At 66.3% G+C, this 15,532-nt stretch carries 17 protein-coding genes; 4 read left to right on the top strand and 13 right to left on the bottom strand.

Annotation, left to right across the window (positions count from 1 at the left end; genetic code table 11):
- Window positions 1-79: 79 nt before the first annotated feature.
- Together EH231_RS00165 and EH231_RS00160 are read left to right on the top strand one after the other, a co-directional pair.
- Window positions 80-1,417 (top strand): WS/DGAT/MGAT family O-acyltransferase, encoded by a 1,338-nt coding sequence (locus tag EH231_RS00165; RefSeq protein ID WP_090435364.1) that lies wholly within the window; start codon window positions 80-82, stop codon window positions 1,415-1,417.
- Window positions 1,418-1,519: 102 nt separating this feature from the next.
- Complete coding sequence (locus EH231_RS00160) at window positions 1,520-2,185, top strand: methyltransferase family protein (protein ID WP_241177856.1); 666 nt, start codon at window positions 1,520-1,522, stop codon at window positions 2,183-2,185.
- A gap of 52 nt (window positions 2,186-2,237) precedes the next feature.
- Here EH231_RS00160 and EH231_RS00155 read toward each other — a convergent pair whose 3' ends face one another.
- Window positions 2,238-3,071, bottom strand: coding sequence for a thioesterase domain-containing protein (locus EH231_RS00155; protein WP_164480711.1), 834 nt, complete (start codon window positions 3,069-3,071; stop codon window positions 2,238-2,240).
- Complete coding sequence (gene mobF, locus EH231_RS00150; RefSeq protein WP_164480710.1) at window positions 3,019-7,776, bottom strand: MobF family relaxase; 4,758 nt, start codon at window positions 7,774-7,776, stop codon at window positions 3,019-3,021. The genes EH231_RS00155 and mobF overlap by 53 nt, the downstream gene beginning before the upstream one ends.
- Window positions 7,777-8,017: 241 nt before the next feature.
- Here mobF and EH231_RS00145 point away from each other — a divergent pair, with 241 nt between their 5' ends.
- Window positions 8,018-8,479: a hypothetical protein gene (locus EH231_RS00145; protein ID WP_124711637.1), complete on the top strand. Its 462-nt coding sequence runs from the start codon at window positions 8,018-8,020 to the stop codon at window positions 8,477-8,479.
- Between the two features lie 115 nt (window positions 8,480-8,594).
- Window positions 8,595-9,131, top strand: coding sequence for a hypothetical protein (locus tag EH231_RS00140; protein WP_420891949.1), 537 nt, complete (start codon window positions 8,595-8,597; stop codon window positions 9,129-9,131).
- 195 nt (window positions 9,132-9,326) lie between these two features.
- On the opposite strand, the gene EH231_RS00135 is transcribed toward EH231_RS00140, so the two are convergent.
- The 11 genes from EH231_RS00135 to EH231_RS00085 all read right to left on the bottom strand — a co-directional run bounded on the left by EH231_RS00135 (window position 9,327) and on the right by EH231_RS00085 (window position 15,341).
- Complete coding sequence (locus EH231_RS00135; RefSeq protein ID WP_124711636.1) at window positions 9,327-9,884, bottom strand: hypothetical protein; 558 nt, start codon at window positions 9,882-9,884, stop codon at window positions 9,327-9,329.
- A 430-nt stretch (window positions 9,885-10,314) separates the two neighbouring features.
- A complete protein-coding gene (locus tag EH231_RS00130) occupies window positions 10,315-10,635 on the bottom strand; it encodes a hypothetical protein (RefSeq protein WP_124711635.1) in 321 nt (106 codons plus the stop codon).
- A gap of 380 nt (window positions 10,636-11,015) precedes the next feature.
- Complete coding sequence (locus tag EH231_RS00125) at window positions 11,016-11,264, bottom strand: hypothetical protein (protein ID WP_124711634.1); 249 nt, start codon at window positions 11,262-11,264, stop codon at window positions 11,016-11,018.
- A gap of 66 nt (window positions 11,265-11,330) precedes the next feature.
- Window positions 11,331-11,639 carry a hypothetical protein gene (locus EH231_RS00120; protein WP_124711633.1) on the bottom strand — a complete coding sequence of 103 codons (309 nt, stop codon included), beginning with the start codon at window positions 11,637-11,639 and terminating at the stop codon, window positions 11,331-11,333.
- A gap of 45 nt (window positions 11,640-11,684) precedes the next feature.
- The gene (locus tag EH231_RS00115) at window positions 11,685-11,942 is read right to left on the bottom strand and encodes a hypothetical protein (RefSeq protein WP_124711632.1); all 258 of its coding nucleotides are present in this window, start codon (window positions 11,940-11,942) and stop codon (window positions 11,685-11,687) included.
- A gap of 381 nt (window positions 11,943-12,323) precedes the next feature.
- Entirely contained in the window at window positions 12,324-12,578 is a 255-nt protein-coding gene (locus EH231_RS00110; protein WP_124711631.1) for a hypothetical protein, read from the bottom strand.
- A 74-nt stretch (window positions 12,579-12,652) separates the two neighbouring features.
- The gene (locus EH231_RS00105; protein ID WP_124711630.1) at window positions 12,653-13,093 is read right to left on the bottom strand and encodes a hypothetical protein; all 441 of its coding nucleotides are present in this window, start codon (window positions 13,091-13,093) and stop codon (window positions 12,653-12,655) included.
- 397 nt (window positions 13,094-13,490) lie between these two features.
- Entirely contained in the window at window positions 13,491-13,844 is a 354-nt protein-coding gene (locus tag EH231_RS00100) for a hypothetical protein (protein WP_124711629.1), read from the bottom strand.
- 95 nt (window positions 13,845-13,939) lie between these two features.
- Window positions 13,940-14,212, bottom strand: a complete 273-nt coding sequence (locus EH231_RS00095) for a hypothetical protein (RefSeq protein ID WP_124711628.1) — start codon at window positions 14,210-14,212, stop codon at window positions 13,940-13,942.
- 400 nt (window positions 14,213-14,612) lie between these two features.
- A complete protein-coding gene (locus EH231_RS00090) occupies window positions 14,613-14,963 on the bottom strand; it encodes a hypothetical protein (protein ID WP_124711627.1) in 351 nt (116 codons plus the stop codon).
- A gap of 87 nt (window positions 14,964-15,050) precedes the next feature.
- A complete protein-coding gene (locus tag EH231_RS00085) occupies window positions 15,051-15,341 on the bottom strand; it encodes a hypothetical protein (protein ID WP_124711626.1) in 291 nt (96 codons plus the stop codon).
- Between the last annotated feature and the right edge of the window lie 191 nt (window positions 15,342-15,532).

Genomic DNA, 15,532 nt, shown 5'->3' with positions numbered 1-15,532 from the left:
CGTCATCCCACCAGCTTCGGAGTGCGGTTTCGTCGCATTTGCGGGGTGAAACCGCAGTCAGACTCGTACCGTAGCGAAAATGAGCAACGTACTCGACCTGCTCGATCAGACCATGTTCGACTATGCGCAAGCGTCGGGATCGACAACCCGGCTGCAGTGCGTCTGGGTGTACAACCGTCCGGTCGACATCGACGGCCTGCGACAGTTCCACGCCCATCTTGAGCGTGGGCGGCTATCTCGCTGCATCGCCCATTCCCCACTGCCGTTCGGCCGCAGCCGCTGGGTGGCACCCGATAATTCGCCCGAGCTCGAGATCGCCGTGGCGGCCCGACCGCGTGAGGCCTTCGACGGCTGGCTCGACGAGCAGAGCAACAGCCCGCTGGACTGCGAGCACGGACCGGCATGGCACCTCGCGCTGCTCCCGTTCACCGACGGCGGCGCCGGCGTGAGCTTGACCATCGACCACTGCCTCATCGACGGCGTCGGGCTGTGGGAGGCGGTGGCGGATGCGGCGCTTGGACGCGACGACCCGATCGACTGGCCGGACGCCGCATCGCGCGGGCGGTGGCAAGCCCTGCGCGAGGATGCCCGCCAGACCGTGAGTGACATCCCCGCCATGAGCCGTGCCGTCATCGCCGCGATGAAGTTGGGCCGGTCCAGTCGCAACGGTGCCACTGCCGCCGCCCCGCCGGCCACCGATACACCTCCGCCGCCATCCGAAACCGACGAATCCCACAACCTCCCGACCGCCACGATCTTCGTCAATGCCGACGAGTGGGATGCCCGTGCGCGCTCACTCGGTGGGACCAGCAATACGCTGCTCGTGGGACTGGCGACACGCCTCGCCCAGCGAGCCGGGCGGGTGGCTACGGACGGTTCTGTGGTCGTAACACTGCCGGTCAACGAGCGCACCCCGGATGACACACGCGCCAACGCGATCAGCGGCGTGCTCGCCACCGTCAACACCGAATCTGCGACGACAGACCTGCGCGAGATCCGGGCCGCGGTAAAGCAAGCGCTGATTCGCCACCAGGAAAAACCCGATCCCGCGCAGGTGCTGAATGCTCTGGTTCCCCTGTTGTCCAAGCGGCTGCTCAAAGCGGCCCGCGGCGCGACCAGGGTGAGCGCGTTCAACCTCGTCGGTGCATCCAACGTCGGTGTGACCGATGCGGCCGCAAGCCGGCCAGATGGCACAGAGGCCGACTCCTTTGCCATCCGACTCCACCACCTCGGCGTAGACACACCGGCGATGCGGCAGTACGGCGGATTGCAGACTTTGCTATCGGGAACAGTGCAGGGAAGGGTTTTCGTTTCGCTGATTTCCTACCTCCCGGGCCGCATCAACTCGAAAGATGAACTGCACCAGGAGCTTTCGATCGCGTTGAGCGAGTACTCGCTCAACGGAACATTTCTTTGAGCCAAAAGAAAAGGCTTGATGCCATGAAATCGTCAGCCGCTCCGAACTCGCCAATGTAATCTTAGGCACGGCCGAATCATTGCGAGGCCCTTGGGAGGGTCCATGAAATCCATTCTCAAGATGCTGGTGTCGGGCTTCCTTCTAATGCTGGCCCTTTGGTTACTGCTGTTCGTACCGGCCGGCACGCTGAACTACTGGCAAGCGTGGCTGTTTTTCGCGGTGATCGCAGTCTCGTCGTGGATTTCGAGCCTCTATCTCCTGCGCAGGGCCCCTGCGGTACTCGAACGTCGCATACCGACTTCCGAACCTCGGCAGATACAGAAATTCTTATCTGCCGCCACACGCTTCTGCTGGTTTTCAATCGTAGTGGTCAGCGCCCTTGACCACCGATTTGGTTGGTCATCAGTCCCGACGGCCATCTGCGTGGCCGGATTTGTTCTGACCGTGATCGCAATCTGGGGAATAACGGTCGTCTTTGCGCAAAACAGCCATGCTGCCGTCACCGTCCGGGTGGAGGAAGACCAACCACTGATCTCGTCCGGCGTGTACGGAATGGTTCGGCACCCCATGTACACCTTCATCACGTTGATGTCCGTGGGCGCGCCTCTTGCGCTCGGGTCCTACTGGGGACTCGTTGCCGCCATCCCCACCCCACTGGTGTTCGCCTTGCGTATCCGCGACGAAGAAAAACTGCTCCGAGAAGAGTTGGCCGGTTACCAGCACTACATGCAAGAAGTCCCGCATCGCCTGGTGCCCGGCGTCTGGTGACGAAACCAGCCTGAGCGGTCCGTAGCGTCCGCCGGAGATGAACCCCGCCAGCTCACCTGAGTCGAGGCGGGCATTGGGTCAGATCACCGTGCGGGATGCCGCTCCGGGGCCCGCGAAAACCGCCAACGTGCACCGCCTCCCGCGTGGGATTCTGAATTTCCTGATCTTGAATTTCCTTCAACTGGTTTCCGTAGGAACTCAGCGATGACGCGGCCAGCATTTCGTAGTGAGTGCAGTCCACGGGATATTCGGTGAGGTCTCCCGAGACGTAAGGTCGCCAGCTTCGTTGCTGGTATCGGAACGCCATTCGAGCCAGCACTCCCGGGCGTCGCACTCTTATTCGCGGGATCTTTATCCTTCGCGCAGCAGAGAAGATGACCATATCGCCGTCGAAGATGTCGGGTTGATGTCCCAGAAGCAGAGACCAGTTCGCATTGAGACTTTGAGTCATGAAGTCGACCAGCTGATTGGGCGGCAACGCAAGCTCGCCCGATCCGTGTCGACGGAGTATTTCCTCTACGTCCCGATAGGAAAGGTGTCCCCACCGCCGAGGAATGTCAACACCCCTGGCCTTCAAGACATGTTTGAGGACATGACTCTGACCCCACGACAAATTCGATGAGACAACCCGCTTGATGTTGACCGTGGGATCCAAGAGAACCAGTTGTTGGACTTCACACCCACGGGCCTGCAACTCCACCGCCATCGCGTGGGCGACGACGCCGCCGAAGGACCATCCCAGGAGTTTGTAGGGACCCTCGGGATAGAAAGCTTGCAGACGGTCTGCGTAGTTGGCCGCCATATCGCGTATGGACTCGGCTTCGTTCTCGCCATCACGTGGGACTTGGTTGATCCCGATGATCGGCCCGTCCAGATGATCGCTCAAAGCCCGATACGACCAGCTCAACCCGTCCAGGGCGGTCCTCCCGCGCGATCACCGCGGCTTGCTGCACTCCGTCAACCTCAGCCAGAGCTGTTTGGATCTCGCCCAGCTCGATCCGGTAGCCACGGATCTTGACCTGCTCATCAGCACGACCGAGGTAATGCAACTGCCCATCAGAACCCCACGAAGCCAGATCCCCAGTCCGATACATCCGCGCACCGTTCCCACCGAACGGACACGCCACAAACCGCGTCGAGGTCAACCCGCCACGACGCCAATAACCACACCCCAACCCAGCACCGACCACATACAACTCACCCACCACACCCACCGGCACCGGCCGCAACGACCGATCCAGCACAAAGAAGTCGGCGGGATCCGGGGGCGCGTCCTGGTCGGCGTAGGCGGCTTCTTCGGGGGACGGCTCGGCGAGCAGATCGAGCTGGCTGCTGGCAGCGGAGGTTGCCCATTCGGCGGGATGCGGAATGTCGGTGTCGACCGTCGCCGCGTGCATGAGCAGTTCGATGCGGGTGGTGAGCAGACGGGCGTATTCGTCGGGGCGGAGGCCGCCTTCGGTTTCGGCGATCTCGCGCAGATGTTCACTGGCCGCTGCCAGCAGGTCTGCCGGCGGCCAGCCGGATGCGGTGACGGCGGCGATGAGCCCGGGCCACGCTGGGTCTGCGATGACGGTTTCGGCGAGCTCGGAGCCGAGTAGATGGTGCAGTTCTGGGGTCCAGTCAGGACGCAGGCGGGGGTTGGCGCGTTCCAGTGTCGGCGGGGCCAGGGTGCCTGACAGTCGCCACCACAGGGCCGCTGCGGGCAGTTCGTCGGGTAGCGGACCGTGGGCGGCCATCGCGGAGGCGAGCATTCCCGCGACGTCGGCGCCGGCCCGGGCCGCGTCGTCGATGTGGGCGGCCAGCCGCGGCCAGTAGGGGTCGTTGGGAATGTGCGGGTTGAGCATCGCGGCCATGGTGCGCCAGCGTGCGACGCTGTCTTGGCTGTGCAGGATCGCGGTGTCGACGCGGCTGTGCAGAAGTTTCTGGAAGGCTGCGGAGCGGTTCGCGTGTTGCTCGCGGCCGGTGATGCGCGTGTCGGCGGGATCGACATCGTGGGCGGCGCGGAACACGGCGATTTCGGCCATTAACTGGGGTTGTCCGTTGAGCAGTGGCCGCGCCCAGGACGGCGTGGTGGCCGGGGTCCACTCGCGTGCGGTATCGCGGATTTGGTCGGCCAGTTCGGTCACGAGTCGCGCTCGGCCGCCGAGGTATTCGGCCCATTGCGGGTTGTGTTGGACGGCAGTCGGGATGGCCGGCAGCCAGCGCAGCGGTCCGACATTGGCGGCTGCGGAGCCTTCGGGGGTGGGCAGGCGCCAGTCGAGCACTGCGGCGACGTCGGCGGTATCACCTAGCGGCTTGGCCGCTGCGTGCTGCAGTGCGGCGACGGGGTCGTGTCCGTCGAGGGCGAGCAGGGCTAGGTTGCGCCGCAGGACGGGCCAGGCTTCAGCGTCGGTGATGTCACCGACGATGGCGGTGGCGGCCTGGTCGATGCGGGCCATGGTGGCCGGCCCGGCGAGAACTTCGGCGGCCGCGGTGAGGGCGTCGGCATACATGCTTGCCGCGCCGTGGAGCCGGCCGAACGGGTCGAGTTCGGCTTGCGCTGCGGTGGTGGCCGAGACCTGGCGGCCGTCGCGGCGAAGGATCGTCGAGAGGATGTCGACGGCGGTCGGGGGGTGGGTGGCTTTGGGCGCGAGGATGCGGTGCGGGTCAGCTTCGGATGTCGAGAAATAGAAGTGGTTTTCGTCGCGGGCTCGGGTGCCGGCGACGTAGAGCTGCTGGCGGGTCAGGTGATCGGTGGCGACGATATGGCAGGTGCCTTTGATCTTCTGGGTGCCTGCGGTGAGGCCCTGGGCGGCGTTGATGGTGGATGCGTAGCCGAGGGTGGTGTTGGCCGTGACGTAGTCGGCGGGAAGCCGTATCGTCTTGGCCCGCTGATCGGCGCCCAGGCGCGCGACGGTGATCGATCCGTCGCGGTGTACGGAGCGAATTTCGTAGCGGTGGCCGTTCTTGATCCAGGCGCCGTTGGGCAGTCGCAGCCAGCGTGCGTTCTTGCGGGTAATGATCCAGTCCCCGGCCGATGCGGTCAGCCCGTCGGCCAGCGTGACGGTCCGTGAGGTCTTGGCGTTGGCATTGCGCAACCGGTCGAGTCGGGCGCGTTCGTTGAGTTCGGCGACCAGATCGTTGGTGGGCGCCAACAGGACGCTGCGGTGTCCGGCTTTGATGTCGTCGGCCCACGCTTGGTAGGCCATGTCGGCGGCTGTTTGGTCGGCTCCGACGTGAACGCGGCCGTGGTCGATGTAGTAGGCGATGCCGGCGGGATCGCCGTCGCGGATGGCCAAGCTGGCCGCGCTCTGGGCGGGGTCGCGGAAGCGCACCACTGTGGAGAGCGTGAGGGTTTCGGGGCGGGTGGACAGGTCGGTGATGACGCCGCCGGCTGAGATCGACGCCAGCTGTTGATCGTCGCCGACGAGGCGCACGCTGGCACCTCGTGCGAGCGCGTGGGTGATCATTTCGTCGAGGTCGAAGGTGGAGGCCATACCCGCTTCGTCGACGATTAACAGGGTGTCGGGACCGATGGTGTTGAACCACTTGAGTGCCGGGTCGTTGGCCGCTACGGGGTGATCGGTGGGGGCGGCAAGTTGAACGAATTTGGCCATGGTGTCGGTGGTGATGTGGGCGTCTTCGGCCAAGACTTCGGCAGCCGCCGCGGTTGGCGCCAGGCCGATGACGTTGCCGCCGCTGTTGATCCACGCGGCAGCGAGAACGGACATGGCGGTGGTTTTTCCGGTGCCGGCGGGGGCAAGTGCCAGTTGGAGCCGGGCCCCGGACGTGGCCATGCCGCGCACCAATGCTTGCTGGGCTTCGTTGAGCTGCAAGCCGCTTTGGGCGTGCTGTTCGAGCATCGCCAAACCGATGCTGGTGTCGTCTGCGACACGGCCGCCACACTGTTCGGCCGCTGCCAGGATGCGGCGTTCGGCGGCCCGGATGGCTTCGCTGGTGTAGCGGGTCGAATCGTGGCGGGTATAGACCGAGACGCCATCGCGGCGGCGCAGCACCGTGGGCTCGTTCATCTCGGTGTCGGCGTGGGTGGTGATGGTGATGCTGCAGGCGCCAAGAGCATGGTTGACGATCCGCTTGAGGGTCTCGGGATGGCCGTGGCGGTCGGTGCCCCGCAGTACCCGCTGAGCCTCGGCCCGGACATGGTTGATGCCCCATTCGGCCCGGTCGTGTGAGACCCGGTCGATGACTGCTTCGGCTTGTTCGGCAACCCATTCGGAGGTGATGGCGGGCTGGCGGCGGGGTCGCGCGCGGTGGGTGACGTCGGTGATCAGCCGAGCCAGTTTGCGGTGGCTGCCGATGAGTTCGATGGCCTCGGTTCGCCACGTCTGCCGCTGCTCGCCAAGGCTGCGCGGCTCGTGTTTTGCCTGCCGGGTGTCGAGGGTGGCCTGTTGGGACAGCGCGAGCATTTCCACGGCGCTGGGCTCACGGCCGTGCTCGACTTGGAAGGCCTTCGCCAGGTCTGCGACACGGTGCTCGATCGCGGCGCGGCGGGCTGACCAGCGCTCGATGAGTTCGACCGGGATTCCGTCGATTTCGCGCACCGGCCGTTTGTCGTTCTTGGCGCGGGTTTCGGCGAACTGCACACCGAGTGCGGCCATGAGGTGGGCCTCGAGTCGGGTGTTGTAGAGCTCTGAGGCGGCGACTGCGGCCTTGTGCAGGGGGTCGCCGTCCAGGGCCAGCCAGCGCGGAATTCCGTCGGCCCCGATGACCCGCACCTTGTTGCTGATCGCGACGTGGGTGTGCAGGTTGGGATCTCCGGCGCGAGAGTCTCGGTGATCGAACGCGGCGGCGATGAATCCGGTGGTGTCGACCTGGGCTATTCCGTTGGCTCCCATGCGGGAAAACGCTGCGTGTTCTTCCAGGAATGCGAGGGCGTCGGCGACGGCTTGGTGGTGCGCGGCGAGGATGGTTTCCGAGATTTCCCGGGGCGCCACAGCCCACAGCACCGATACTGACTTGACCGGGGTGAACGTGAGGTCGTAACCGGCGACGGCTTGGGTTTGGGCGCGGGATTTGCGGGCGATGAAGCCGGTCAGTTCTCGCTCGTCGGCCGGTGGGCGACCGTACTGGTCGGCGAACATTTCGCGGGCGACCGCTGTTTTGATGCGGGCACGTTGGTCGGGTTCGAGGGAGGCTTGACGGTCGCGGCCGAGGGTGGCGTTGAAGTCGGCGTAGCCCTCCCGAAGGCGGCGCATCCATTCGTTGTCGGTCTTGTTGACGCGGAACGGCCGGCCTAGTCGGGCGGCGGCGATGGCACCGTTGTGTCCGAGTCCGAATCCGGTGAGCCGCCCGGTGATTCGGTCGGCGTTGGGGTGCAGGCCTTCGCCGAAGAGGGCCTTCATCTGGTCCTCGGTGACCTCGGATCCTTCGGGGACCGACCACAGCTCGGCGACCATCGGATCGGTGGCGTCGCGGCCTGCGGGCTCACCGAGACCGGGCAGGCCGCTGCCCATCCAGCGGCCGGGGGTTTCGCCTTTTTCGCTGTAGTAGTCGGCCAGGCTCGATTTGCCGCGGTGGGTGTCGTCGGACGCAGCGACCTGGCGAATCAGGTACATGTACCCGTCGCCCGCGCTTAATTTGTGCAAGCCCATCACTGCGTCATCACCCGGGTCTGAGCCAAAGGCCGGTCGGGGAGTTATACGACAGCCGTTACCAATTTGTGACCTGAATGCAAGAGGTGTGATGTGCGGTAGTGGGGTGGAGGTTGTTGGGAAGTGCGGCAGGGCTGGTGCGGCTGGGGACGGGCGGAGGCGATGGGAGCGATGGAGGGCGGAGGAAGGAAGTTGAGTTTGGGTGCGGCATAAGGGGTAAGTCGGGGGGATGGTGGGCGGCATGGCGAACAGTAGAGTTTCGAAGGCGGCACGTAAGGCGGCTCGCGAGGCTGCAGCTGCGGCGCAGGAAGAGCAGGCGCGGCGACAGAAAGCGAACGTCGAGGATCTGGCGAGATTCTTTACGGCCAAGCAGCGCGTCGACGACGTCGACGACTGGCTGGCCGAAAGGGTCGAGGAGCTGAAGGTGCGTGCGACGCAGCGCCGCGGCGAGGAGCGCACCGCGTGCGGTGTCGCGCTGAAGGCGATGCAGGACCGCGGCGAAAGCGTCCGCGAGATCGCCCGCATAGCCGGCGTCGGCGAAAAGATGGTCCGTGAGCTGATCAAGCTGGCGGTCGAGCCGGCCGCGGAGCCGGCCCCGCCGGCGCAGCAGGACGGCCGGACCGAAGAGGAACCGGTCGTGGATGCGAGGCCGCAGGCCGACGCGGACGAGACGAGCGGATTTGAGGTCCGCGCGGCTGGCTGACCGCACATGTCGGTGGTGACCTTCACAATGGTGGGCGCAGAAGTCGATGTCGCGAGGCGGGACGCGGTTCGGTACGAACCGGAGTTCGGCCGGCGCGTTAGGGTGACAGGAGACCGTGACCGCCGTGGGGGTTTCGCAACCACTACGCCTGGTGGTGAATCCGAAGATTCACGCCGACGAATTGGAGCGGTTCGAAGCGGAGATCGTGCGCGGCCCGGGCCCGGAAGACTGTGCGATCTGGACAGGCGCGATCGGTGGCGATGGCTACCCGAGATTTTGGGTGCGACGTGACGGCGGCGACCGGATCATGCTGCGAGGCAACCGCTACGCCTTGGCCGCAGCGCGGCCAGGCGTGCCACTGGAACCATGGGAACGGGCGTTGCACGGCTGCGACAACCCGGTCTGCGTGCGCGTGAGCACGCCCGGTGAGGTCGGTTTGCTGCATCTGGTGACCGGTTCGCAGCGAGACAACATGGAGATGATGGGCCGGTCGGGGCGAGGCGGCGGCAGAACGACAGTTCGCCGCGGCGAGCACGGCATGGCCGACCGGCGAGCGCGCGCGGTAGCGCTGCGCGAAGCGGTACGGCACGGGTGGGACGCAGAAGCGGTCGCGGTCGCGCTGCTGGGATCGCCCGAACCGACGCTGTGGTGAGACCGCGGGCGCGCGGCGCAGGCGAGACGCCGGCCGAAGGCCTGGCGGAGCCGCGGCGCGTCACCCGCCACCGGCCGATCGTCGAACGATGGGCCACGGCCGTCTGCCGAGTGTGAGGGTCGCGTGGGCGCGGCGCGTGATGAGGCCGGGCCCGACCCGAGTTGCGAGCCGGGCCCGGAACGTTGAGCGGAATCGTCAAGCAACACTTGCCGCCTGGGTCTCGACGGTGATGGCGTGCCGTGTGGCGGCGTCGATGTCGACGTTGGCGAGTAGGACGTGCAGCCCGCGTGCGGGCGTCCAGGAGCTCAGCGACCATTGCGTGTTGTGAGGATCGCGGCCGGCGAGCCAGTCGTGGTTGAGGAAGTACTCGGCGGTCCCCGCGGCGGTGAATCCGATGCGGTTGCGCGGCGCTGCCTCGGGTTGGGCAGGGTTTGCGGTGCTGCGCTGCCACCAGTGCGCGGGTGGCGTGATGGCCCGGGTCCAGAGCAGTCCGGCACTGCGGAACTGCGAGATGTGGGAGTCGATGACGCCGCCGTCGATCGGGGTGGAGGCGACGGCGGATGCGAGCACGTGAGTGGCGTCGTCTCGGGCGACGATGAGGACGTCGTGCTGGCCGTCGTGCAGTCGATGGCGGGCGGTGGCGATGAGGCCGGCCTGGGGGCTGGCGATGCGGTGGGTTCCGAAGACTCGGAGTTCGACGTTGTCGATCGCGAGTGCTTGGAGTTGGGCGGCGAGCCGGTAGGTGTGCGACATGGTTTTTCTCCGTTCGGGTCGGGAGTGGTTGCGCCGGTTGGCGTGTGGATCAGGGGGACCGGCAGGGTGGCGCGGTCAATCCCCGAAGAGCGCGTGATGGTGGGAGCCGGGGTTTCGGCCCGCGAGCGGCAGCGAGCTTGATAGGGCCGAAACGGTCACTCGGCCGGCGGACACCAGCGCGCGTGTGGGTTGACCGTGACGGGTCCCGGCCGGTCAGACTGAGACACGCTGACAGGCAAATAAAGGTGAGCGGGCACCCAACCCCGATGGCCACCGGAGGTGGCCACAGCGGGCGCACCTAGTGCGCCGCCACCACCACGCCGGAAGACGAAAGTGGCCCGGTCGACCCCGGTGCTGGGTCGGCCGCGTGTGCCGGCAGGGCGAGCTGCCCCGCCGGCTGTGGGAGCTGGCGGGGCGTGCTCACGGGCGGCTAGTCGATCGTGTAACCGGCGCCCTCAAGTGCCGCGGTGGCGGTGAGGATGCCGGGTCCTCCGCCGACGTCGTCGGCGTCGTAGAGCAGACCTTCGCCTTCCAGTCCGAAGATGAGGGTTTCGGGACCGAAGTCGGTTTGTTGTCCGCTGCGGTCGGTGCTGGATACGACCACGGTGGTGTATCCGCGTAGCGCGGGGGTGAGCAAGTACAGGTCGGCCTGGCCGAAAAAGTCGACGACCGTGCCGTCTGACTTGCGGTGCACGAGGTTTCGGGCAGCGCCCAGGTGGCGGGCACGGCCGGTGGCGGCGTTGATGGACATGGTCTCCCCTTTCGGTTGTGCGCTGCTGGTCAGCGCTGGGGGTGCGGTCAATCGGCTGGGTGGCGATGTCAACCCCGAAGAGTCCGGGTGGTGGGAGCCGGGGTTTCGGCCCGCGAGCGGCAGCGAGCTTGATAGGGCCGAAACGGTCACCCGGCCGGCGGACACCAGCTCGGGCGTGGGTTGACCTCGACGGGCCCCGGCCCGATTACGCTTGGCGCCCCTGCTGACGGCTAAAAAGGTGAGTGGGCTGCCAACCCGAAAGCCCGCCGTAGGTGGGCTATCTGACGGCCGCACCTCGTGCGCCGCCACCACCACAACCGCCGGATCAAAAAGAAAGCCCGACCAAGCTCCCACGGGGAGAACCTGGCCGGGCTCGATGGCTAGATGTTTTCGCGGATGGGGTGTGCGATCGCGTAGGCGGCGCGGACGTTGCGCAGGCTGTCGTTGATGAAGCTGGCGACGTCAGCGCCCTGAGGTCCTTCGACGTAGGCGCTGTCGTTGATGGTCTTGTGGGTGAGCACTGTGATGGAGCGAGCGGCTCGGTAGAGCGCGGTGAGCGCGTTGTCGAGGGCTTCGTCGAGGGCCATCTGGTGGGTTGTGATGGCGAGCTGGCGTTCGGTTGCGGACATGGGCTTTCTCCGTTCGGTGTGGTGGGCCCGCGCCGGGGTTGGGGTCGGCGCGGGCCCGGTGGGTGGTTAGTCGAGGCCGGCGGTGTGGATGCGCTGGCGGATGAGGTCGAGGTCGATGGTGTTGTCGCTGCGCCGTGCCCAGTGCTGCCAGCCGTCGAGGGCTGCGGCGATGTCGTCGTAGGAGACGTCGGGGCGGCTGATGGGCAGGGTGTCGCCGTGGTCGGCCCGTGTGGCGGCGGCGATGACGGCGACGAGTTGACCGGTGATAGCACCGGAGGCGGGGGGCTGGTCGTCGTGGCGGAACCGCAGCTGGCGCGGGCGGTCGTAGTCGCGGGTCTCGGTGAAGTTCCATGCGAGGGCGAAGTCGATGTCCATTGGTGTTGCCTTTCTTGAGGTTTGGTGTTCGGCGAGTTGGGGTGTTCAGAGCGGGTGGACGGTGAAGATGACGCCGTGCCCGGGGATGGGTGCGCTGCTGGCGGTGATGCGGTACCAGCCGCCGAAGTGCGGGTGATGCTGGGGAATGAGTGCGGCGAGGTCGGTGTGGTCGACGCAGAACCGTTCGTGCTCGACGGTGTCGGCGATGATGTCGGCGTCGTGGTGGCAGCGCAGGACATCGCAGGTATGGGCACCGGCGACGTGCCACGTCTGGGTGTCGGTTTCGACGATGGTTTTGGACATGGTTTTTCTCCGTTCGGGTCGGGAGTGGTTGCGCCGGTTGGCGTGTGGATCAGGGGGACCGGCAGGGTGGCGCGGTCAATCCCCGAAGAGCGCGTGATGGTGGGAGCCGGGGTTTCGGCCCGCGAGCGGCAGCGAGCTTGATAGGGCCGAAACGGTCACTCGGCCGGCGGACACCAGCGCGCGTGTGGGTTGACCGTGACGGGTCCCTGCCGGTCAGACTGAGAAACGCTGACAGGCAAATAAAGGTGAGCGGGCACCCAACCCCGATGGCCACCGCAGGTGGCCACAGCGGCCGCACCTAGTGCGCCGCCACCACCCACACACCGGAACACGAAAAGACCCGGCCAACCCCGAGCAGGGCCGGCCGGGCCAGGCGAACTGTTAGGACCGGGGAGTGAGCGTGTTGATCTCGGCTCGGATGTCGTCTCCGGTGAGGTTGACCCAGACCAGTTCCCCGCGCTCGTCGAAGGCGTACTTCGGGGGGAGCTCCTCAACAATTTCGCGGGTCACAAGGAGCTCACCGATCGAGCTGAGGTAGCGGCACATCCGGCGGTACTCGGTGCCGGTGAGTCCGTCGAGTTGCGGGTTCAGACGGGTCTCGGTGCGAGTGACGGTGCGAGTGATGTAGCGGAGCATGGGCTTTCCTCCCGATGGCGGTGTGTTGAGGTGGGCCGGGCCACCGTGTGTACGGCGGCCCGGCCCCTTGTGGGTTATGCAGCGTGGAGCAGCTCGGTGAGGGCCTCGTCGATGTCGTGGTGCGCGGTGGGCTGGGCGATGTCGGCGGTGAGGGTCCAGGTGTCGGTTCCGGGCTGGGCGGTGAGGGTGTAGGTGTGGCCTTCAACGGTGGCGCGGAAGCTCCAGGTGTCTACGGCGTGGAAGGTGTATTCGCCGGCCCGGACGTGGACGATCCGGGTTACCGGGTCGGTGTCGAGGTCGGGCGCGGTGGCCTCGATGGCGACCATTTGTCCGTAGTCGTCGGCGGCGAGTAGGACGAGGTGGTGTCCGGTTTCGCGGGTGTAGTTGTGGACGGTGGTGAGCAGGATTGGCCCGTAGTCGTGGAAGAGGATGCGGGTGATTCCGTACTGCTGGTGGCCGATTCGGTCGGCGGCCTCTTCGAGAAGTGCGAATGCGAGGTCGAATTCGTGGTCCATGGTGTTGTCCGTTCTGTGTAGTGATTGGCTGCGCCGGTCAGCGCTGGGGGTGCGGTCAATCGGGTGAGGGTGGGCTGTCAACCCCGAAGAGTCCGCGGGTGGCGCCGGCGGATTTGTGGCCCGCGAGCGGCAGCGAGCACGGTTGGGCCGCAAATGTCCTCCGCCGCCGGCGCCGGCCACGGGCGTGGGTTGACAGGTCGGGCCCCCGGCCGATTAGGCTGCGCGCCCCTGCTGACGGCAAGTAGGTGAGTGGGCTGCCAACTCGAAAGCCCGCCGTAGGTGGGCTATCTGGCGGTCGCACCTCGTGCGCCGGCACCACCCCAACCGCCGGATCAAAAGAAAGCCCGACCGGGCACCTCGGGGTGAGGGTCCGGCCGGGCTCGCGGGATTGTCGTGGTTACGGCGCTGGGTGGCGGTTGTGGGTACCGGGCACGTCGGCGTCGGGGTACTTGGCGGTGATGGCGTCTTTCTGTTCGTTGCTCAGGAAGGAGTACCAGTCGCCGCTGATCGGGTCGTAGAAGCGGTGATCAGGCCGTTTGACGATGGCCCATCCGCGGCCGATGTTGTCGGATCCGTTGGAGACGATCCGAAAGCCCTGGGATGCGACCGTGTCTGCGAGTTTCTGTTCGGTCATCTCGCCGGTGACGGTCACTGGTGCGTAGATGAATCGGTTGGGGTCGTGGTCGTCCCAGTGGGTGACGACCTGGTGGTGGTCTCCGTCTTTGCAAATGGTGGTGGTGTAGTAGCACACGATGATCTCCTTCGTGGTAATGGCTGTGCTGGTGTGGGTTTGGTGGTGCGCCCGGGGCCGCGGATTGCTCGGCACGACCCCGGGGCACCGTGGGTTCAGGGGTTGGCGATGATCGCTTCTGCATCGGCCAGGTAGTGCTCGGCGTGGCGGAGCTCGTCGGGATTGGCGTCGCCAGCCAGGAGCACGGTGACGGCGTTGTCTCGTGCGGAGAGGGCGTACTGGTTGCGCCGGTGGGGATCGTCGATCGCAGCGTTGGCGGCGTGGATGTCGGAGCGGGCCTCTTCAAGGGTGGCTGCGGTGGCGGAGGCAACGATGCTGATGGGGTCGTGGTCGGTGGTGGCCCAGGGGTCGGTGATCTGTGCGGTCATGGTTGGTCCTTCCGTTTGGTGTGGTGACTGGTTGCGCCGGTCAGCGCTGGGGGTGCGGTCAATCGGCTGGGTGGCGATGTCAACCCCGAAGAGCTCGGGGTGGTGGGAGCCGGGGTTTCGGCCCGCGAGCGGCAGCGAGCTTGATAGGGCCGAAACGGTCACCCGGCCGGCGGACACCAGCTCGGGCGTGGGTTGACCTCGACGGGCCCCGGCCCGATTACGCTTGGCGCCCCTGCTGACGGCTAAAAAGGTGAGTGGGCTGCCAACCCGAAAGCCCGCCGTAGGTGGGCTATCTGACGGCCGCACCGCGTGCGCCGCCACCACCACAACCGCCGGATCAAAAAGAAAGCCCGACCAAGCTCCCACGGGGAGAACCTGGCCGGGCCCGGATTCGAGATGGTCAGAACAGCAGGCCGATTCGCTCGGGGTGGTTGTGACACAGGCAGCCGCATCGCCATCTGAACATCGGCCGCACCGACAGGAATACGCCGCCTTCATGGCGAGCTCCGCGGCGGTGGTTGCATTGGTGGTGGCGGCCTTCGTGGCATGACTTGGTGGCCGCGTCTTGGGGCATCTCGACGATCACTGGTTTCTTGCGCCGGCCGTGGCCCAGGTCGTCGTGGTAGGTGATCCATTTGACGCCGTCGCGGATGTCGACCTTGGCTTTGGGTTTGATGCAGTCGACTGGCTGAGGGTGTTTGATGCGTGGTTCCCAGAAGTCGTCTGGGTGCGGATGCAGGTAGAGCGTCATCGGTCTTGTTCCCTTCGGGACAGTGGTCGAGATGGTTGTGCCCCGCCAGCTGCTGGTGGCTGGCCGGGCACGGGCGGTGTCAGGGCGCTAGTCGATGGTGTCGAGGTGGTAGCGGTCGGAGGTGGCGCCCCAGTAGATGACGACGTGGAAAGCGCCGGTGACAGGGCTGAACAGGTCAGGCTCGAGAATGACTCCGCCCATGGCGTGGTCGTTTTCCTTGGAGAGAGCGATGAGGACGTTGTTCGCGCCGTCGACGTCGCTGAACGTGGTCTCGGTGGGGCGGTCGGCGAAGCCGCCGCCGCACGTCATGCTCATGTGACGCATCCGGATGGTGGGGCGCTGCACGCTGATCGCCGCGGTGGTGCTGTTGATGGTCATGGTGTGTCCGTTCTGCTCCGGTGGCCGGTGTGTGCCGGTTGGCACAGGTGCAGGCGGAATCGGTGGGTGCCGTGGGTCAACTCCGAAGAGGCCGGGCCCGGGGCGCAGCAGGGCTTTCGGCCCGGGGTGAATCGCCGGCGCGCAGCGCCTTGGGGATTCACACCCGTTGGGCCGAAAGGGTCACTCGGCCT

It is taken from the genome of Mycolicibacterium nivoides (assembly GCF_003855255.1).
In the GTDB taxonomy this organism is placed as follows: Bacteria; Actinomycetota; Actinomycetes; order Mycobacteriales; family Mycobacteriaceae; genus Mycobacterium; species Mycobacterium nivoides.
The sequence above is the reverse complement of the archived record's forward strand: the minus strand, read 5'-3'. Positions and strand labels throughout refer to the sequence as shown.

Excerpts from the sequence above, each read along its gene's own strand:
- EH231_RS00145 (WP_124711637.1), top strand. The coding sequence starts at position 8,018 with ATGGCGAACAGTAGAGTTTCGAAGGCGGCACGTAAGGCGGCTCGCGAG.
- EH231_RS00165 (WP_090435364.1), top strand. The coding sequence starts at position 80 with ATGAGCAACGTACTCGACCTGCTCGATCAGACCATGTTCGACTATGCG.
- EH231_RS00110 (WP_124711631.1), bottom strand. The coding sequence starts at position 12,578 with ATGCTCCGCTACATCACTCGCACCGTCACTCGCACCGAGACCCGTCTG.
- EH231_RS00085 (WP_124711626.1), bottom strand. The coding sequence starts at position 15,341 with ATGACCATCAACAGCACCACCGCGGCGATCAGCGTGCAGCGCCCCACC.
- EH231_RS00130 (WP_124711635.1), bottom strand. The coding sequence starts at position 10,635 with ATGTCCATCAACGCCGCCACCGGCCGTGCCCGCCACCTGGGCGCTGCC.
- EH231_RS00120 (WP_124711633.1), bottom strand. The coding sequence starts at position 11,639 with ATGGACATCGACTTCGCCCTCGCATGGAACTTCACCGAGACCCGCGAC.
- mobF (WP_164480710.1), bottom strand. The coding sequence starts at position 7,776 with ATGGGCTTGCACAAATTAAGCGCGGGCGACGGGTACATGTACCTGATT.
- EH231_RS00090 (WP_124711627.1), bottom strand. The coding sequence starts at position 14,963 with ATGACGCTCTACCTGCATCCGCACCCAGACGACTTCTGGGAACCACGC.
- EH231_RS00160 (WP_241177856.1), top strand. The coding sequence starts at position 1,520 with ATGAAATCCATTCTCAAGATGCTGGTGTCGGGCTTCCTTCTAATGCTG.
- EH231_RS00115 (WP_124711632.1), bottom strand. The coding sequence starts at position 11,942 with ATGTCCAAAACCATCGTCGAAACCGACACCCAGACGTGGCACGTCGCC.
- EH231_RS00125 (WP_124711634.1), bottom strand. The coding sequence starts at position 11,264 with ATGTCCGCAACCGAACGCCAGCTCGCCATCACAACCCACCAGATGGCC.
- EH231_RS00105 (WP_124711630.1), bottom strand. The coding sequence starts at position 13,093 with ATGGACCACGAATTCGACCTCGCATTCGCACTTCTCGAAGAGGCCGCC.
- EH231_RS00135 (WP_124711636.1), bottom strand. The coding sequence starts at position 9,884 with ATGTCGCACACCTACCGGCTCGCCGCCCAACTCCAAGCACTCGCGATC.
- EH231_RS00095 (WP_124711628.1), bottom strand. The coding sequence starts at position 14,212 with ATGACCGCACAGATCACCGACCCCTGGGCCACCACCGACCACGACCCC.